The sequence below is a fragment of the Streptomyces sp. GL_141 genome (genome assembly GCF_057834385.1).
The window spans coordinates 6,250,325-6,268,840 of the sequence record NZ_CM174402.1; the positions used below are offsets into that span (position 1 = coordinate 6,250,325).

The window sequence follows — 18,516 nt, forward strand, 5'->3', positions numbered from 1 at the left end:
GCGGGTCCCGCCTACGGTCGAGCCATGTCTGACTGTTACTCAGAAGCGTGTCAGTGCGAGTTATGGCCGGTTGGGCGGAATCCGCTCATGATGCGGCCATGACACCAAACCTGACACGCCGTCATGTTCTCGGTCTCGGCGCCCTGCAGACCGCGGCGGCCCTCGGTTTCACCCGGATCGGCCTGCAGTCGGCGTCCGCCGCCGAGCCCGCGGCCGCCGCGTACGCCCCGGCCATCGTCGTCGGCTCCGGCTACGGATCCGCCGTCGCGGCCCTGCGCCTCGGGCAGGCCGGCGTGCGGACCGTCGTCCTGGAGATGGGCCGGCTCTGGGACACCCCGGGCGCCGACGGGAAGGTCTTCCCCGCCACCTCCGCCCCCGACCAGCGCTCGATGTGGTTCCGCAACCGCACCGAGGCCCCGCTCGCCCAGTTCCTCTGGCTGGACGTGGTCAACCGCAACATCAGCCCGTACCCCGGCGTCCTGGACCGGGTGAACTACGGGGACATGTCGGTGTACGTGGGCCGCGGCGTCGGCGGCGGCTCCCTGGTCAACGGCGGTATGGCCCCCACGCCGAAGCGTTCGTACTTCACCGAGGTCATGCCCCGGGTGGACGCCGACGAGATGTACGGCACCTACTACCCCCGGGCCCGCGCCATGCTCGGGGTCAACGACATCGACCCGGCCTGGTTCGAGTCCACCGAGTGGTACCGCTTCGCCCGGATCTCCCGCAAGCACGCCCAGAAGACCGGACTGAAGACCACCTTCGTCCCCAACGTCTACGACTTCGAGTACATGAAGCGCGAGGCCGCCGGGACGGCCACCAGGTCGGCCCTCGCCGGGGAGGTCATCTACGGGAACAACCACGGCAAGAAGAGCGTCGACAAGACCTACCTCGCCGCCGCCCTGGGCACCGGGAACGTCACCATCGAGACCATGCAGCGCGTGGTCGGCGTACGGCAGGACCCGGCCGGCGGCTACGTCCTGACCGTCCAGACCAGCGACCTCACCGGCCGCGTCACCCAGGTCCGCGAACTGGGCTGCAAACAGCTCTTCCTCGGCGCCGGCAGCCTCGGCACCACCGAGATCCTGCTGCGCGCCCGCGAAACCGGCACCCTGCCCGCCCTGAACGACAAGGTGGGCCTCGGCTGGGGCCCCAACGGCAACGTCATGACCGCCCGCGCCAACCACCTCTGGGACACGGTCGGCGCCAACCAGGCCACCATGCCCGCCCTCGGCATCGACGACTGGGACAACGCCTCGAACCCGGTCTTCGCCGAGATCGCCCCGCTCCCGATGGGGTTCGAGCACTGGATCTCGATGTACCTGGCCATCACCAAGAACCCGGAGCGCGGGCACTTCACCTACGACGCCGCCAGCGATTCGGCGAAGCTCCAGTGGACCCGGGACCAGAACACCCCGTCCGTCCAGGCCGCCAAGCGCCTCTTCGACCGGATCAACCGGGCCAACTTCACCATCTACCGCTACGACCTCTTCGGCGACAACAAGAACTTCGCCGACAACTTCACCTACCACCCGCTGGGCGGCTGCGTCCTCGGGGACGCGACCGACGACTTCGGCCGCGTCAAGGGCTACCAGGGCCTCTACGTCACCGACAGCTCGCTGATCCCCGGATCGCTCGGCGTGAACCCCTTCGTCACCGTCACCGCGCTCGCGGAACGGAACATGGCGCGGGTCCTCGCCGACCCGCGCTGATCAGCGGCCTCCGGCCGCGGGGCGCTAGCTCCGAAAGGCATGCCCTAGCCCCGGTAGAGGGCTTCGATCTCGTCCGCGAAGTCCTTCGCCACCACATTCCGCTTCAGCTTCAGCGAAGGCGTGATGTGCCCGGACTCCTCCGTGAACTGGGAGGGCAGAATGCGGAATTTTCGCACCGATTCCGCCTTGGAAACCGCCGCGTTGCCGTCGTCCACGGCCTTCTGGACGGCGGCGACGAGATCCGCGTCCTCGCGCAGCTCGGCAGCCGTCACACCCTTCGGCTTGCCGTGCTCCGCGGCCCAGCGGCCCAGGAACTCCTCGTCGATGGTGACCAGCGCGGCCACGAACGGCCGCGCGTCGCCGACCACCATGCACTCCGCGACCAGCGCGTGCGCCCGGATCCGGTCCTCGATCACCGCGGGCGCGACGTTCTTGCCGCCCGCCGTGACGATGAGCTCCTTCTTGCGCCCGGTGATCGCCAGGTAGCCGTCCTCGTCGAGCGTGCCGACGTCGCCGGTGTGGAACCAGCCGTCGGTCAGCGCGTCGGCGGTGGCCGAGGGGTTGTTCCAGTACTCCTTGAAGATGTGCTCGCCGTGCAGGAGCACCTCGCCGTCGTCGGCGATGCGCACCACGGAGCCCGGCAGCGGCTGGCCGACCGTACCGATCTTCGTCTTGTCCCACGGGTTGAAGGCCGTGGCCGCGCAGGACTCGGTCAGCCCGTAGCCCTCCAGCACCGTGAAGCCGATGCCGCGGAAGAAGTGGCCGAGCCGCTCGCCCAGCGGGGCCCCGCCGGAGATCGCGTACTCGCCGCGCCCGCCGAGGACCGTGTGGAGCTTGCTGTAGACCAGCTTGGAGAAGAGCTTGTGCTTGAGCTTGAGCCCCAGCGACGGCCCGCCCGGCAGGTCCAGCGCGCGGCTGTACGCGATCGCCGTCTCGGCCGCCGCGTCGAAGATCTTGCCCTTGCCGTCGGCCTGGGCCTTGGCGCGGGCCGAGTTGTAGACCTTCTCGAAGACGCGCGGCACGCCGAGGATCAGCGTGGGCCGGAACGACTGCAGCTCGTCGGTGAGGTTCTTGATGTCCGGTACGCAGCCCAGCCGGATCGGCGCCAGCACGGCCGCCACCTCCACCAGGCGGCCGAACACGTGCGCGGCCGGCAGGAAGAGCAGGACGGAGCACTCGCCGGTCCGGAACAGCGGACGCAGCCGGGCAACGATGTTCCCGCACTCGGCGAAGAAGCTGCGGTGGGTCAGCACGCAGCCCTTGGGCCGGCCGGTGGTGCCGGAGGTGTAGACGATGGTGGCCGGGTCGTCGGCGCCCGCGAGCGCGCTGCGCTCGTCGAGCTCGGCGTCGGAGACCTCGGCGCCCGCCGCCCCCAGCGTCTCCAGGGCGCCCTGCTCGATCTCCCAGACCTCGCGCAGCTCCGGCAGCCGGTCGCGCAGGGCGGCCACGGCCGCGGCGTGCCCGGGGGACTCCACGACGACGGCGACGGCGCCGGAGTCGCCGAGGATCCACTGGATCTGCTCGGGGGAGCTGGTCTCGTACACGGGGACCGTGACGGCGCCCGCGCTCCAGATCGCGAAGTCGATCAGCACCCACTCGTAGCGGGTGCGGGAGATCAAGGCGACCCGGTCGCCGGGCCGGATGCCGGCCGCGATCAGGCCCTTCGCCGCGGTGCGGACCTCGGCGAGGAACTGCGTCGCGGTGACGTCCTGCCACGCGCCGGCGACCTTGCGGGCCATGACGGCGGTGTCGGGATGCTGAGCGGCGTTGCGGCGGATGAGATCCGTCAGGTTCCCGTCCGACGGGACCTCGTACAGGGCCGGAAGGCTGAACTCGCGCAAGACTGCTGCTCCTCTGGGCGCCATCGCCACCATGTGGACCGACGCGACGTTACCCACCGGTAGGCGGTTCCGGATAGAGGGAACCGGCCAGATGTTCCCTGCGTCACATGTGTCGGCCGTGTCTTGCCGACATTAGTCGACCCGCTTTGCGACTCGGAAGTAACCGCAGGTCCGGCCGCCTGACCCGATTCCCTCCCCACGGTGGCCCGGCGCGCCTAGGGTGGCCGCATGGGTGGCTCTATGGGTGGGACCAAGAACCGGACACGGGTCCATGTCGTCAGCGACGTCCACGGCAACACCGAGGCCCTGGCCCGGGCCGGGGAAGGCGCCGACGCGCTGATCTGCCTGGGCGACCTCGTCCTCTTCCTCGACTACGCCGACCACTCGCGCGGCATCTTCCCCGACCTCTTCGGCGTCGAGAACGCCGATCACATCGTGGAACTGCGCACCGCACGCCGTTTCGAGGAGGCCCGGGAGTTCGCCCGCGGCCTGTGGGCCGGACTGGACCGGGAACGGCTCGTCGAGGGCGCGGTCCGGCGCCAGTACGCCGAGATGTTCGCCGCCTTCCCCCGGCCCACGTACGCCACGTACGGCAACGTCGACATCCCCGGGCTCTGGCCCGAGTACGCCGGCCCCGGCCTCACCGTGCTCGACGGGCAGCGGGCCGAGATCGGCGGCCGGGTCTTCGGCTTCGTCGGCGGCGGCCTGCCCTCGCCGATGCGCACGCCCTACGAGGTGCCCGAGGAGGAGTACGCGGCCAAGGTGGAGGCGCTGGGCGAGGTCGACGTGCTCTGCTCGCACATCCCGCCGGAGGTGCCCGAGCTCTGCTACGACACGGTGGCCCGGCGCTTCGAGCGGGGGAGCGGGGCCCTGCTCGCCGCGATCCGCCGGGTACGGCCCCGGTACGCGCTCTTCGGCCACGTCCACCAGCCGCTCGCCCGGCGGATGCGGATCGGCGCCACCGAGTGCGTGAACGTCGGGCACTTCGCGGCCACGGGAAGGCCGTGGGCCCTGGAGTGGTGAGGTCTTGACGCGCGATAGCCTTCACGCGGCGGCCCAGGGCCGTCCGCACACTTCCTCGAACTCCCCCCGGAGGAGCGACCGCGATGGCGGAACACACCAGCTCGAGCATCACGATCGAGGCGGCCCCGGCCGACGTCATGGCCGTGATCGCCGACTTCGCCCGCTACCCGGAGTGGACCGGCGAGGTGAAGGAGGCCGAGGTACTGGCCAAGGACGACGCCGGCCGGGCCTCCCTCGTCCGGCTGCTGCTGGACGCGGGCGCGATCAAGGACGACCACACGCTGGCCTACACCTGGCCGGCCGAGAACACGGTCAGCTGGACGCTGGACAAGTCCCAGATGCTGAGGCAGCTCGACGGGTCCTACCAGCTGGCGCCGCTCGCGGGCGGTGCGCGCACCGAGGTCACCTACTCGCTCACGGTGGACGTCAAGATCCCGATGCTCGGCATGATCAAGCGCAAGGCGGAGAAGGTCATCATCGACCGGGCGCTGGCGGGCCTGAAGAAGCGCGTGGAAAGCCGCCCCGCCGGCGCTTCCTCCTAACGCACCCCTCGCACCGCTGCGCGGGTCCCGGCGTGGGTCCGGTGGGCGGGTGCAGCTGGTTCGGTCCTGCGGGGCGAGGCCCCCTACCCGCCCTTCGCCCGTTCCCCGGGGGCCGGCCCCCGGACCCCCGCTCCTCAAACGCCGGAGGGGCTGGGTTCTCGCTGACGTCGGCCAAATCCAGCCTCGCCGGCGTTTGAGGCGCGGGGTCTGGGGCGGAGCCCCAGGGGGTCCGGGCGCAGCCCGGTACCCCGCTTCCAGCCCGTCCGGCGTTCGAGGACCGGGGTCCGGGCAGCGCCCGGGGAACGGTGGAAGGGCGGGTAGGGGACTCCTTGCCCCGCGCAGCAGTACCCCGCAGCCGGGCTGCGCGCGTAACCGGTCCGGTGCCGGAGGGGCAGGGCGGAGGCCAGGGCCGGGTGGGCCCGGGGGCGTGGCAGGCTGGCGGGGGTCGCCGTCGGCCCCGCAGGGGTCAGGGGCCAGGCACACGCGGAGCTAGGAGCAGCATGCACACCCTTCTCGTCACCGGCCCCGGCGGCGCCGGCCGCAGCACCGTCGCAGCGGCCACCGCACTCGCCGCCGCACGGCAAGGCCACCGGGTGCTCCTGCTCACCGCCGGCCCCACCGACCCGCCCGTCGCCCCCGAAGGCACGCTCAGGGTGACCCGCGTCGACTCCGGCGAGGAGTTCCGCCACGAGCTCGTCGCGCTCCAGGAGCGCGGCTCCGCGGTGCTCGGGATGCTCGGCGCACGCCCCCTGCACACCGACGAGATCACCGAGCTGCCCGGCGCCGAGCAGTTCGCCCTGCTCCGCGCCCTGCGCCGGGCCGCGGACGAGCCCGGCACCGACCTCCTGGTGGTCGACCTGCCCCCGCTGCACCAGGCCGTCACCACCCTCGCCCTCCCCGCCCAGCTCCGCCGCTACCTCGCCCGGCTGCTCCCCGCGGAGCGCCAGGCGGCCCGCGCCCTGCGCCCCGTACTGGCCCAGCTCGCCGGTGTCCCGATGCCCGCGCAGTGGCTGTACGAGGCCGCCGCCCGCTGGGACGAGGACCTGGCGGCCGTGCAGGACGTCCTGGAGGCCCCCACCACCTCCGTACGGCTCGTCGCCGAGCCGGGACCCGCCGCCGACGCCGCGCTGCGCCTGGGCGGGCTCGGGCTCGCCCTGTACCGGCTGCCCGTCTCCGCGCTCGTCGCCAACCGGATGCTGCCCGCCGGATCCACCGACCCGTGGCTGGCGGGACTCGCCGCCCAGCAGGAGAAGTACGCCGCCCAGTGGGCCGGGAACACGAGCCTCCCGGTGCTCCCCGTACCCCACCTGGGCCGGGACCCGCACGGTCCCGAGGACCTGGCGCAGCTGGCCCCGGCCCCCGCCCCGGCGACCGCGCCCCGCCCCGTCTGGACCGTCGAGGACCGGATCGCCGAGGACGGGGTGCTGCTCTGGCGGGTCCCGCTGCCCCGCGCCGAGAAGCGCGAGCTCGGGCTGGTCCGGCGCGGGGACGAGCTGCTGCTCACGGTGGGCCCGTACCGCAGGATCGTTCCGCTGCCCGCCGCGCTGCGCCGCTGCACCGTCTCCGGCGCCGCCCTCGCCGACGACGAGCTCCGCATCCGCTTCACCCCGGACCCGGATCTGTGGCCCCGGAGCGGCACGAAGGCGTAGCCGGACGCCCCGGCGGGCTCAGCGGCCTGGGGGGCGTACCGCCGTTCGGGTAACGTCGGAGGTAGTAGGAGTCAGCGCCGTGTAGGAATCCGTACCGCACGCCCAGCCGCCGCCGCAGGAGAGTCCGCCATGAGCGAGGCCACCGACCGCCCCACCGATCCCTCCTCCGGGGACGACGCCTGGGCCGAGGCCTGTGCCGAGGACCTCGCCGCCGAGCGGGAGCGCCGCAGGTCCGAGCAGGGCGCCTCCGCGGGCGCCGGCGCCGGGACCGCCGCCGAGGAGCTCTTCAAGCTCTTCGAGGCCGTCGCCGACAAGGTGTCCGACAAGGTCTCCGCGCTGAACAACCCGCTGTTCGGCGTTGCCGCACAGGGCGCCGTACGGCAGTTCGTCAACCAGGCGAAGACCGCCGCCAAACCCGTGGTCGAGCGCAATCCCGAGGTCTTCGACCACCTCGCGGCGGCGGGCTCGGAGCTGCTCGCCGCCTACCGCTCCGCGGTAGAGGGCCACGAGCGCCGCTGGACGCGCGACGAACCGGCCCCCGGACGGGGGAGCGGGCCCGCCGAAAACGCGTCCGGGAACCCGAAGGACCCCCGTGACGAGGGCAATGACGGCCCGACCGAGCGGATCGATCTCGACTGAACCCCCGCCTCCCTCGGGTACGGTTGACAGCGGCGGGGTTTGACCGGAAACCGAGGGACTAATGGGACTCACCATCGGCGTCGACATCGGCGGCACGAAGATCGCGGCCGGCGTGGTCGACGAAGACGGCACCATCCTTGAGACGTACAAGGTGCCCACGCCGCCGACCCCGGACGGAGTGACCGACGCGATCTGCGCCGCCGTATCCGAGGTCAGCGCCGGCCACACCATCGACGCGGTCGGCATCGGCGCCGCCGGATACGTCGACGACAAGCGCGCGACCGTACTCTTCGCGCCGAACATCAACTGGCGGCACGAGCCGCTCAAGGACAAGGTCGAGCAGCGCATCGGCCTGCCCGTGGTCGTCGAGAACGACGCCAACTGCGCCGCCTGGGGCGAGTACCGCTTCGGCGCGGGCCAGGGCCACGAGGACGTCATCTGCATCACGCTCGGCACGGGCCTGGGCGGCGGCATCATCATCGGCAACAAGCTCCGGCGCGGACGCTTCGGCGTGGCCGCCGAGTTCGGCCACATCCGCGTCGTCCCGGACGGCCTGCTCTGCGGCTGTGGCAGCCAGGGCTGCTGGGAGCAGTACGCCTCCGGGCGCGCGCTCGTCCGCTACGCCAAGCAGCGCGCCAACGCCACCCCCGAGAACGCGAAGGCCCTCCTCGCGCTCGGCGACGGCACCCCCGACGGCATCGAGGGCAAGCACATCAGCGAGGCGGCCCGCGCCGGCGACCTGGTGGCCATCGACTCCTTCCGCGAGCTGGCCCGTTGGGCCGGCGCCGGCCTCGCGGACCTGGCCTCGCTCTTCGACCCGTCGGCGTTCATCGTCGGCGGCGGCGTCTCGGACGAGGGCGACCTGGTCCTCGACCCGATCCGCAAGTCCTTCAAGCGCTGGCTGATCGGCGGCGCGTGGCGCCCGCACGCGCAGGTGCTCGCCGCCCAGCTGGGCGGCAAGGCCGGCCTGGTCGGCGCGGCGGACCTGGCCCGCCAGGGCTGAGCCCGGCGGCACCCGTGTCGGCAGACTGCCCGCCGCGCCCCCTGGGGCGCGGCGGGCAGTCTCGTTATGTTGCGGGTATGGACCTCACCGAGCCCGAGCCCGAGCTGCCGAACTCCCGTACCGAAGCCGATGGTTCCGCCGTGATCCGGGTGCTCTCCTACAACGTCCGCTCGCTGCACGACGACGAGGACGCCCTGGCCAGGGTCATCCGCGCGTGCGCGCCCGACCTGGTGTGCGTCCAGGAGGCGCCGCGGTTCTTCCGGTGGCGCAAGCACGCGGCGCGGCTGGCCTCGAAGTGCGACCTGGTGGTCCTCTCAGGAGGTGCGACCGCGGCGGGACCGCTGCTCCTGTGTTCCCTACGGGCCTTCGTGGAGCGGACCGAGGACATACTGCTGCCGTTGACGCCGGGCCGCCACCGGCGGGGCTTCGCCACGGCCGTCGTACGGCTGGGCGGGGTCCGGGTCGGGGTGCTGAGCGCGCACCTGTCCCTGGACGGGCCCGAACGGCTGGCCCAGTCGGAGCTGCTGCTGGAGCGGCTCGCCGGGATGGACGTGCCGTACGCGATCGCGGCGGGGGACATCAACGAGGGCCCGTCCGGGCCCGCCTTCCGCCGGCTCGCGGGGGCCCTGCAGGACTGCCGGGCGGTGGCGCCGTGGGGTGGGGAGCACACGTGGATGCGGTCGACCCCGCCGCGGCGGATCGACGCGATCTTCGCCAGCGTGGGGGTGGAGGTCCTCGCCTGCGGGGTCCCGGAGGGGCTCCCGGGAGTCACCTCCGCGGACCTGGCCCAGGCCACGGACCACCTCCCGGTCCTGGCGACCCTCCGGCTGCCCGCACCCGCACCTTCTTGACGCGTCGCTCACACCGCTGCGCCGGACTCCGTCCGGCGGTGGTCGGTCGGCGGTGGCGCCACTGCCGTCCGGCGTGGGGGCTGGTGGGCGGGTGCGGCTGGGTCGGCCCTGCGGGGGCGGGGTCCCCGGCCCGCCCTTCGCCCGTTCCCCGGGGCTCCACCCCGGACCCGTTCCCCGGGCTCCGCCCGGACCCGTTGCCGGGGACCAGCCCCCGGGGAACGGTGGAAGGGCGGGTAGGGGAATTCCGCCCGTAGGGCCCGGCAACCCGCACCCGCACCCGCCCACCGAACCCACGCCGGACGGCGGTGGCGCGCCAGCCCCGCCGGCGCGTCGAGAAGGTCAGACGACCGCGCCCCGGCCGGGGTCGTCGTCCTCGTCCTCGTCCGTGGACATCCGCGCGACCAGCGTCGCGAAGCCGCCCAGGAAGCCGCCGACGCCCAGCGTCGTCAGCCACCAGGTCATCTCCCACTGGAGCAGCACCGCCAGGAGCAGCAGGACCGGCCCGCCCACCACCGCCAGCCAGGCGAACTTCGACGTCGTGTCCGCCTCCGGCAGCTCCGGCTCCGGGGGGACGAAGTGACCCTCGTCCTTCGCGGTCTCGGGATGGTCGTCGGGGTCGGCCAGGGAGTGGTCCCGCGGACCCGGCCCGATCGCGCCGCCCACACCCGGGGCGAACACCACCGAGCTGCCCAGAGCCGCCGACGGCGGTTCCGGGGAGGCCGGGTTCGACGGGCCCGCAGGGCTCGCCGGGTCGGCCGGGGGCACCGGGCCGGCCGCCGGTTTCACGTCCTCCTCCGGCAGGAGGAGGTTCTCGATCGGCCGGAACGGTCTCGCGCCCGGCGGATCCGCCGGCTCCTGGCCGTAGCCGGCGACGATCGCCGCCCACGCCGCTTCCTCGTCCAGCGGGGGGACACCCCCGGAGGACTCCTCGTGCTCAGCCACCGCTGGCCGCCCCCTCCCTGCCCAAGCTCTCCGACAGCCGCCCGACGAACGCGTAACTGTCCGCGAAGATCCGCTCCGCGTCATGGTCCAACGTCGCGACGTGGTAACTCTGTTCCAGCAGCGTTTCGGTGACGTCCGTGGAGGACACCCGCGCCAGGATCCGCGTCGAGTCCGTCGGCCGCACCACATGGTCCTGCGGGCTGTGCAGCAGCAGCAGCGGCTGCGTCACCTGCGGCAGTTCGGTGTCGAGCATCTGCAGGAACTTGCGCAGCGAGTGCGCGGCCCGGGTCGGGACCCGGTCGTAGCCGACCTCGTCCGCGCCCGGCTTGGCGATGTCGCTCGCGATGCCCGGGGTCGACCGGATGAAGTGCTTGACCACCGGCAGGGCCACGGCCAGCGGGTCGTGGATCTTGTTGACCGGGTTGACGAGGACGATCCCGCTGATGCTGTCCCCGTGCTTCGCCGCCAGTCGCAGCGTCAGCGCGCCGCCCATCGACAGCCCGAAGACGAACACCTGCTCGCAGCTGTCGAGGAGCTCCCGCAGCGCGCGGTCCACCTCGGCGTACCAGTCCTGCCAGCCGGTGAGCTGCATGTCCTGCCAGCGCGTCCCGTGCCCGGGGAGCAGGGGCAGCGACACCGTCAGTCCCTGCGCGGCCAGATGGTCGGCCCATGGCCGCATCGACTGGGGGGAACCGGTGAAGCCGTGGCAGAGGAGGACGCCGACCTTTCCGCCCTCGTGGCGGAACGGCTCGGCTCCAGGGAGGACGGGCACCAGGATCTCCTTAGAGGGGGGCGTGGGGTGCGTAGCGCTGTGTGACTTCACCGTACGCGACGGGGGTGGCACCGACCAGGGTCGTCGGACGGCTCCGGGTGCGGCCACGGGATATGGTCTGTTCGACAGACACAGGAAGGCTTTCGAGTTGATCTACGGCGCAATGAAGTTCTCGATCGGCGGTTCTCTGAAGCTCGCCTTCAGGCCGTGGGTGGAGGGCCTCGAGAACATTCCCGCAGAGGGGCCGGCGATCCTCGCGAGCAACCACCTGTCCTTCTCCGACTCCTTCTTCCTCCCGGCCGTGCTGGACCGGAAGGTGACCTTCATCGCGAAGGCGGAGTACTTCACCTCCCCGGGCGTCAAGGGCAAGCTGACGGCCGCCTTCTTCAAGGGCGTCGGCCAGCTCCCGGTGGACCGATCGGGTGCGCGCGGGGCCGGCGAGGCCGCGATCAAGAGCGGCATCGACGTCATCGAGCGCGGAGAGCTGTTCGGTATTTACCCCGAGGGGACGCGTTCACCCGACGGCCGGCTGTACCGCGGAAAGCCCGGCGGTCTGGCCCGGGTGGCGCTGGCCACCGGCGCGCCCGTGATCCCGGTCGCGATGATCGACACGGAGAAGATCCAGCCGCCCGGCAAGGTGGTGCCCAAGCTGATGCGCCCGGGCATCCGGATCGGCAAGCCGCTGGACTTCAGCCGCTACCACGGCATGGACGGGGACCGCTTCATCCTCCGCTCGGTGACCGACGAGGTCATGTACGAGATCATGAAGCTCTCCGGCCAGGAGTACGTCGACATCTACGCGACGGCCGCCAAGCGGCAGATCGCCGACGCGGAGAAGGCCGCCGCGAGGAGCGAGAAGGCGGAGAAGGCCGCCGGCGCCGAGAGCGCCGACAGCACCGGCAAGGCCGAACCGGCCGCCGCGGACACCGACAAGTAGCAGCACACGGGCGGGACCGCCCGTACGGGGTGGGGGAGATGGCGAAGCGCGAGCGCGTCGTACGCATGTCGGTCGAGCAGCCGCTGTGGCGTGCCCTGACGGCCTACCGGCTGCTCACCATGGTCTACGCGGCCCTGCTGTTCGCCTCCGCCTACAAGCAGTTCGACCGCCCCTGGATCGCGGCCTCCTACCTCGCCTTCCTGGCCGGCTGGACCCTGGCCACGCTCCCCAAGGTGGCCAACGCCGCCAGTTGCACCAAGCGGTTCCTGTGCGCCGACCTCACCGTCGCCTGCGTCGGGATCCTGCTCACCCCGCTCGCGGACACCCAGGCGCGGATCGTGGACGGCGGCCCCACCCTCCCCTCCATCTGGACCGCGGGCTCCGTCCTCGCCTTCGCCATCAAGGGCGGCTGGCGCTGGGCCTGTTTCGCCTCCAGCTTCGTCGCCGCCGCGAACCTCGTGCAGCGCGGCGAGCCCACCCGGGACACCCTGCACAACGTGCTCCTGGTCTGGGTGGCCTCCATCGCCATCGGCTACGTCGTCGAGGTGGCCCGCGCCAGTGAGGCCACGCTCGCCCGCGCCCTGGAGATCGAGGCCGCCACCCGCGAGCGCGAACGCCTCGCCCGCGACATCCACGACGGGGTCCTCCAGGTCCTCGCCATGGTCCAGCGGCGCGGCACCGAACTGGGTGGGGAGGCCGCCGAGCTGGGCCGGATGGCGGGGGAGCAGGAGGTCGCGCTGCGCACCCTGGTCTCCAGCGGACTGGCGCGCCCCTCGCGGATCTCCCGCGACGAGGCGCTCGGCGCGATCGTGGCCGCCTTCGAGGTGGAGGAACCCGGCGAGGAGGAGGGCGAGCTCGATCTGCGGGCGCTGCTCGCCCCGCATGCCGGCTCGCGGGTGAGCTTCGCGGAACCGGGCACTCCGGTGCCGTTGCCGGTGCCCGCCGCGCGGGAGCTGGCCGCGGCGGTCGGGGCGGCCCTCGACAACGTGCGCAAGCACGCGGGCGAGGGGGCCAGCGCCTGGATCCTGGTCGAGGACTGGGGCGACGAGGTGATCGTGACCGTCCGGGACGACGGCCCGGGCATCCCGGCCGGCCGGCTCGACCAGGCCGAGGGCGAGGGCCGGATGGGAGTGGCCCTGTCCATCCGGGGCCGGCTCCGCGACCTCGGCGGCAGCGCCGAGCTGGTGTCCGTCCCGGGGCAGGGCACCGAAGTGGAACTGAAAGTACCGAGGGGGAGCACGCAGTGAACGAGTCGAGCGAGTCGAGCGGGCAGCACGGACAGCACGGTCTGGGCGGGCAGAACGGCGGCCTGGCAGGCATCAAGGTGATGGTCGTGGACGACCATCCGATGTGGCGGGACGCGGTCGCCCGTGACCTCGCCGCCGCCGGCTTCGACCTGGTCGCCACCGCGGGCGACGGCCCCGAGGCCGTCCGCCGGGCCCGCGCGGCGGCCCCGCACGTCCTGGTCCTCGACCTCAACCTGCCCGGCATGCCCGGGGTGCAGGTCTGCAAGGAACTGGTCGGCGCCAACCCGGCGCTGCGGGTCCTCGTGCTCTCCGCGAGCGGCGAGCACGCCGACGTCCTGGAAGCGGTGAAGTCCGGCGCGACCGGCTACCTGCTGAAGTCCGCCGGCGCCCAGGAGCTCATCGACGCCGTGCGCCGCACGGCGGCCGGAGACCCCGTCTTCACCCCGGGCCTGGCCGGCCTGGTCCTCGGCGAATACCGGCGCCTCGCCACCGACCCGGCGCCGGCCGCCTCCGACGAGCCGAAGGCCCCGCAGCTCACCGACCGGGAGACCGAGGTGCTGCGGCTGGTGGCCAAGGGGCTCTCGTACAAGCAGATCGCGGAGCGGCTGGTCATCTCCCACCGCACCGTGCAGAACCACGTGCAGAACACCCTGGGCAAGCTCCAGTTGCACAACCGGGTGGAGCTCGTCCGGTACGCGATAGAGCGGGGACTCGACGACGCGTGAGGCGCGCAGGGGGGCGCCCGCGCGCCGGGGCCGCCCCTCGTACGAGTGAACGGGCGTACGCAACGCCCCGCAATTCCCCCGGAATTGACCCTTCCTCAGGCCTTGCTGTGACCTGAGTCACCACTAGCGTGACCGTCATGCGGGCCCCGCGGCCTCAGCGGGCCCTGTGGCGAAGGGAAATTCCATGAAGGTCGGAGTGCTGACGGGCGGCGGCGACTGCCCCGGGCTCAACGCGGTGATCCGCAGTGTGGTGCGCAAGGGCGTCCAGGAGTACGACTACGAGTTCATCGGGTTCAAGGACGGCTGGCGCGGAGCGGTCGAAGGCCGCACCGTCCCGCTCGACATCCCCGCCGTCCGCGGGATCCTGCCGCGCGGCGGGACCATCCTCGGCTCCTCGCGCACCAACCCGTTCAAGCTGGACGACGGGGTCCGCCAGATCAAGGAGAACCTCGCCAAGTACGAGGTGGACGCCCTCGTCGCGATCGGCGGCGAGGACACCTTGGGCGTGGCCGCGAAGCTCTACGAGGAGTACGGCATCCCCTGCGTCGGGGTCCCGAAGACCATTGACAACGATCTGTCGGCCACCGACTACACCTTCGGCTTCGACACCGCCGTCGGCATCGCCACCGAGGCCATCGACCGGCTGCACACCACCGCCGAATCGCACATGCGGGTCCTGGTCGTCGAGGTGATGGGCCGGCACGCCGGCTGGATCGCCCTGCACTCGGGGCTCGCGGGCGGCGCCAACGTCATCCTCATCCCGGAGCAGCGCTTCGACGTGGACCAGGTCTGCGCCTGGGTGAGCTCGCGGTTCAAGGCGAGCTACGCGCCGATCGTGTGCGTCGCCGAGGGTGCGATGCCCAAGGACGGCGACATGGTGCTGAAGGACGCGACCAAGGACTCCTTCGGGCACGTCCGGCTGTCCGGCGTGGGCGAGTGGCTGGCCAAGGAGATCGAGGCGCGGACCGGCAAGGAGGCCCGTACGACCGTACTCGGACACATCCAGCGGGGCGGCACCCCGAGCGCGTTCGACCGGTGGCTGGCCACCCGCTTCGGGCTGCACGCGATCGACGCGGTGCGCGACGGGGACTTCGGGAAGATGGTCGCGCTGAAGGGCACGGACATCGTGCGGGTGCCGATCGCCGAGGCGACGGCGAAGCTGAAGACGGTGGACCCGGCGCTGTACGAGGAGGCCGGGGTGTTCTTCGGCTGAGTCGCTGAGCCGCAGCGCGGGTGCGGAGCATGGGTCGTAAGGTGACAAACGACCCATGGTCCGATTCTTTGGCGCAGTGCGCAGTACGGGAGCGAACGTGGAAATCCTGGCATTCGGGGTGCAGGGGGACGAGAAGCCGCTCATCGAGAAGGCCTTCGCCGGCCTGCACGAGGTGCGCTGCCTGGACGTCTTCCTCAGCGAGGACACCGCCCCCATCGCGGCCGGCTACGAGATCGTCTCGTCGAGCGTCAACGCGGACCTGAACGGCCGGGTGCTGCGCACCCTGGCGGCGGGCGGGACGAAGATGATCGCCCAGCGCTCCACCGGCTTCAACAACATCGACCTGGACGTCGCGCGCCAGCTCGGCCTGACCGTCAGCCGGGTCTCGTACTACTCCCCGTACTCGGTGGCCGAGTTCGCGTGGACCCTGGCCATGGCGGTGAACCGGCGGATCGTCCGGGCCTCGAACCGCACGCGGGACTTCGACTTCCGGCTCAACGGCCTGATGGGCCGCGACATGCGCGGCCGCACGGTGGGGGTGCTCGGTACCGGCAAGATCGGGGAGGCGTTCACCCGGATCGCCCACGGCTTCGGCATGAACCTGCTGGGCTGGGACGTGGCGCAGAACCCGGCGTGCGTGGAGCTGGGCATGAAGTACGTGGACAAGGACACGCTGTTCGCGTCCTCGGACCTGATCAGCCTGCACGTCCCGCTGCTGGAGTCCACGCACCACATCATCGGCGCCGAGTCGCTCAAGCTGATGAAGGACGACGCCATCCTGGTGAACTCCAGCCGCGGCGGCCTGATCGACACGGACGCGCTGGTCACGGAGCTGCGGTCGGGCCGCTTCGCGGGAGTGGGCCTGGACGTGTACGAGGCGGAGGCGGGCCTCTTCTTCCTGGACAAGTCCCTGGTGGTCGTCGAGGACGACACCCTGGCGCGGCTGATCACCTTCCCGAACGTGGTCGTCACCTCCCACCAGGCCTACTACACCCACGACGCGGTGGGCCAGATCATCGACACCACGGTCGCCAACGTCGCGGACTACTTGGCGGGCCGTCGCTCGGAAAACACCCTCTCGCCGTCTTGACGCGCCCCTCGTACCACTAGATTCGGCCGCGTGACCATACCCGCCGTCTTCTTCTGGATCCTGCTGGCCCTCGCGGCCGTCCTGTTCCTCTACGCCGCCCGGGCGCTGCCGCGCGCGCTCCGGGCCGAACCCGGCGCCCGGACCGACCCGTGGCTGACCTTCGCCGACCACGTGCTGTCGATCCCGCCCACCCTCGCCCTCGCGCTGGGCGAGGGGGAGGTGGCGTTCTACGCGATGCTCCTGCTGGGCCCCGTCCTCACCTGGAGCCTGGTCCGTTCCTTCCGCTCGGCCGTCGCGTCGAAGGCTGAGGGCTAGGCCTCGGCCGGGGCCCGGACGCCGGCGATCAGGTCGCGGACCAGCTCCGCGCCGCGCAGGGTCAGGACCGACTCCGGGTGGAACTGGACCCCCGCGAAGCCGCCGGAGGCGGACCGCAGTGCGTGCACCTCACCGGTGTCGGGGTCGCGGGAGACCTCGATGCCCCGCAGGGCCAGGGCCCGCTCCCGCTCCGCGGAGCAGTGCGCCGCGTACGTGTTGTAGAAGCCGACGACCTCCTCGGCCCCGAACAGCGGGATCCGCGTCTGCGCCCCCTGCGCCGGCTCCGCCTTGCGGACCAGCGGGAGCCCCAGCTCGGCGGCGAGCAGCTGGTGGCTGAGGCAGACCCCGAGCAGGCCGCCCCGGTGCGAGGTCAGGAGCTCCGCCGTCAGCTCGCGCATCGTGCGGATCTTCGGGTCGCCGAAGTCCGCCGGGTCGCCCGGGCCGGGGCCGAGCACGATCGGCCCGTCCCAGGCCAGGGCGGCCGCCCGCAGCCCCGGGTCGTCGTAGCGGCGTACGGTCACCTCCAGCCCGGCCACCCGCAGCACGTGCCGGAGCATCGAGGTGAAGGTGTCCTCCCCGTCCACCACCAGGGCGTGGCCCGTCACCCGTGAGGGCCGCTCCTGCATCCGCAGCCAGAACGGCGCCAGGTCCTCGCGGCGAGCCGCCAGGGCCGCCTGCACCCGGGGGTCGTCGGCCAGCCGGGCCCCCGCGAAGGACGGCCGCACCGCCGCCGGGCGGACGCCCAGCGCCGCCAGCACCCCGGCCGCCTTCGCGTGCGTCTCCGCCACCTCTCCCGCCGGATCGGAGTGCCGTACGAGGGTGGCCCCGACGGGCACGCGCAGCGCGCCGCCGGGCGCGATGTCCGCCGTCCGGATGAGGATCGGGGAGTCGAGGGTCTGGGCGCCCGAGGCGTCGAGGCCCAGCAGGGCCAGCGCGCCCGCGTAGTAGCCGCGGCCGCCCGTCTCGTACCGCTCGATGACCCGGCAGGCGTTCTGCACCGGCGATCCGGTCACCGTCGCTGCGAACATGGTCTCCTTCAGCACCTCGCGCACGTCCAGCGAGGACCGGCCGCGCAGCTCGTACTCGGTGTGCGCGAGGTGCGCCATCTCCTTGAGCCGCGGACCGACGACCACGCCGCCCATGTCCCCGACCGTGCACATCATCTTGAGCTCCTCGTCCACCACCATGGAGAGCTCCTCGGTCTCCTTGCGGTCCCCGAGGAAGTCGAGGAGGGAGTCGGCCGTCGGCCCCCCGGCCGGATGGCGGTACGTACCGCTGATCGGGTTCATCACGACCGTGCCGCCGGTCATCCGTACGTGTACCTCGGGGCTGGCCCCGACGAGGGTGCGGTCGCCGGTGTGGACCACGTACGTCCAGTACGCGCCCCGCTCGCCCTCCAGCAGCCGCCGGAACAGCGCGAGGGCGTCGGCGCGGCCGAAGCCCTCGATCCGGCCCCCGTAGGTGCGCCGGATGACGAAGTTCGCGCCCTCGCCCCGGCCGATCTCGTCCTCGATGACCCGCCGGACGGTGTCCGCGTACTCCTCGTCGGGGACGTCGAAGCCGCCGTCGTCGACGCGCACCTCGTGGGCCGGCAGCGCGGCCAGCGCCTCGGCGAGCGGGATCTCGTGGGCCTCGTCCGCGACGAGCACGCTCAGCGGCGTGCCGTCGTCGCGCACGTCGAAGCCGCGCTCCCGCATCTGGCGGAAGGGGACGAGAGCCAGGGCGGGCCGCTCGCCGACGGGCAGGTCGGCCAGGTGCTCGGCCTCGTGGACCGGGCCGATCAGCACCTCGACGGTGTCGTGGTCGCGGCCGGGCGTGCGGCGGCGCAGCAGAGCGAAGGGCGGGCAGGTGTCGTCGAGCAGGCGGCTCAGGAGCGGGTGCGGGTGCGAATGCGCGTGCATGGAGTGGGCGTCCTATCCGGTTGCGGAGGGTGGGACGGCCCGGTGTTCCCGCGGCTGTGTCGACTCACAGAACGCAGAAGGCCGCCCCTCGGGGCGGCCTTCGTTTCGCTCGTG

Annotated in this window: 17 protein-coding genes; 13 read left to right on the forward strand and 4 right to left on the reverse strand. The window is 72.4% G+C overall.

Annotation, left to right across the window (positions count from 1 at the left end):
• The first annotated feature begins 98 nt into the window (after positions 1–98).
• The gene (locus AC3IX6_RS27705; protein ID WP_489365591.1) at positions 99–1,712 is read left to right on the forward strand and encodes a GMC oxidoreductase; all 1,614 of its coding nucleotides are present in this window, start codon (positions 99–101) and stop codon (positions 1,710–1,712) included.
• Between the two features lie 44 nt (positions 1,713–1,756).
• Here AC3IX6_RS27705 and AC3IX6_RS27710 read toward each other — a convergent pair whose 3' ends face one another.
• On the reverse strand, positions 1,757–3,553 hold the full coding sequence (locus AC3IX6_RS27710) for an AMP-dependent synthetase/ligase (protein WP_489365592.1): 1,797 nt from the start codon (positions 3,551–3,553) through the stop codon (positions 1,757–1,759).
• A gap of 228 nt (positions 3,554–3,781) precedes the next feature.
• On the opposite strand from AC3IX6_RS27710, the gene AC3IX6_RS27715 reads away from it, so the two are divergent.
• From AC3IX6_RS27715 to AC3IX6_RS27740, 6 genes are all read left to right on the forward strand, one after another.
• Positions 3,782–4,576, forward strand: a complete 795-nt coding sequence (locus AC3IX6_RS27715) for a metallophosphoesterase family protein (RefSeq protein ID WP_489365593.1) — start codon at positions 3,782–3,784, stop codon at positions 4,574–4,576.
• 83 nt (positions 4,577–4,659) lie between these two features.
• On the forward strand, positions 4,660–5,118 hold the full coding sequence (locus AC3IX6_RS27720; protein WP_489365595.1) for an SRPBCC family protein: 459 nt from the start codon (positions 4,660–4,662) through the stop codon (positions 5,116–5,118).
• Between the two features lie 500 nt (positions 5,119–5,618).
• The gene (locus tag AC3IX6_RS27725) at positions 5,619–6,767 is read left to right on the forward strand and encodes an ArsA family ATPase (RefSeq protein ID WP_489365597.1); all 1,149 of its coding nucleotides are present in this window, start codon (positions 5,619–5,621) and stop codon (positions 6,765–6,767) included.
• Positions 6,768–6,896: 129 nt separating this feature from the next.
• A complete protein-coding gene (locus AC3IX6_RS27730; RefSeq protein ID WP_489365598.1) occupies positions 6,897–7,406 on the forward strand; it encodes a DUF5304 domain-containing protein in 510 nt (169 codons plus the stop codon).
• 61 nt (positions 7,407–7,467) lie between these two features.
• Positions 7,468–8,409: an ROK family glucokinase gene (locus AC3IX6_RS27735; RefSeq protein WP_489365600.1), complete on the forward strand. Its 942-nt coding sequence runs from the start codon at positions 7,468–7,470 to the stop codon at positions 8,407–8,409.
• 77 nt (positions 8,410–8,486) lie between these two features.
• Positions 8,487–9,260, forward strand: a complete 774-nt coding sequence (locus AC3IX6_RS27740; RefSeq protein ID WP_489365602.1) for an endonuclease/exonuclease/phosphatase family protein — start codon at positions 8,487–8,489, stop codon at positions 9,258–9,260.
• Between the two features lie 339 nt (positions 9,261–9,599).
• Here the strand turns inward: AC3IX6_RS27740 and AC3IX6_RS27745 are convergent, their stop codons facing one another.
• Complete coding sequence (locus AC3IX6_RS27745) at positions 9,600–10,202, reverse strand: hypothetical protein (RefSeq protein WP_489365604.1); 603 nt, start codon at positions 10,200–10,202, stop codon at positions 9,600–9,602.
• Entirely contained in the window at positions 10,195–10,974 is a 780-nt protein-coding gene (locus tag AC3IX6_RS27750; RefSeq protein WP_489365606.1) for an alpha/beta hydrolase, read from the reverse strand. The genes AC3IX6_RS27745 and AC3IX6_RS27750 overlap by 8 nt, the downstream gene beginning before the upstream one ends.
• A gap of 163 nt (positions 10,975–11,137) precedes the next feature.
• On the opposite strand from AC3IX6_RS27750, the gene AC3IX6_RS27755 reads away from it, so the two are divergent.
• The 6 genes from AC3IX6_RS27755 to AC3IX6_RS27780 all read left to right on the forward strand — a co-directional run bounded on the left by AC3IX6_RS27755 (position 11,138) and on the right by AC3IX6_RS27780 (position 16,501).
• Positions 11,138–11,911, forward strand: coding sequence for a lysophospholipid acyltransferase family protein (locus AC3IX6_RS27755; RefSeq protein WP_489371578.1), 774 nt, complete (start codon positions 11,138–11,140; stop codon positions 11,909–11,911).
• Between the two features lie 38 nt (positions 11,912–11,949).
• A complete protein-coding gene (gene macS / locus AC3IX6_RS27760; RefSeq protein ID WP_489365607.1) occupies positions 11,950–13,158 on the forward strand; it encodes a MacS family sensor histidine kinase in 1,209 nt (402 codons plus the stop codon).
• Positions 13,159–13,238: 80 nt separating this feature from the next.
• Positions 13,239–13,883 carry a response regulator gene (locus tag AC3IX6_RS27765; protein WP_250743819.1) on the forward strand — a complete coding sequence of 215 codons (645 nt, stop codon included), beginning with the start codon at positions 13,239–13,241 and terminating at the stop codon, positions 13,881–13,883.
• Positions 13,884–14,067: 184 nt separating this feature from the next.
• Positions 14,068–15,096 carry a 6-phosphofructokinase gene (locus tag AC3IX6_RS27770; protein ID WP_489365609.1) on the forward strand — a complete coding sequence of 343 codons (1,029 nt, stop codon included), beginning with the start codon at positions 14,068–14,070 and terminating at the stop codon, positions 15,094–15,096.
• Between the two features lie 97 nt (positions 15,097–15,193).
• Entirely contained in the window at positions 15,194–16,186 is a 993-nt protein-coding gene (locus AC3IX6_RS27775) for a 2-hydroxyacid dehydrogenase (protein WP_489365611.1), read from the forward strand.
• Between the two features lie 30 nt (positions 16,187–16,216).
• Entirely contained in the window at positions 16,217–16,501 is a 285-nt protein-coding gene (locus tag AC3IX6_RS27780) for a hypothetical protein (RefSeq protein WP_489365613.1), read from the forward strand.
• Here the strand turns inward: AC3IX6_RS27780 and AC3IX6_RS27785 are convergent.
• Complete coding sequence (locus tag AC3IX6_RS27785) at positions 16,498–18,402, reverse strand: anthranilate synthase family protein (protein WP_489365615.1); 1,905 nt, start codon at positions 18,400–18,402, stop codon at positions 16,498–16,500. The two genes, AC3IX6_RS27780 and AC3IX6_RS27785, sit on opposite strands and share 4 nt — an antisense overlap.
• Positions 18,403–18,516: the final 114 nt, after the last annotated feature.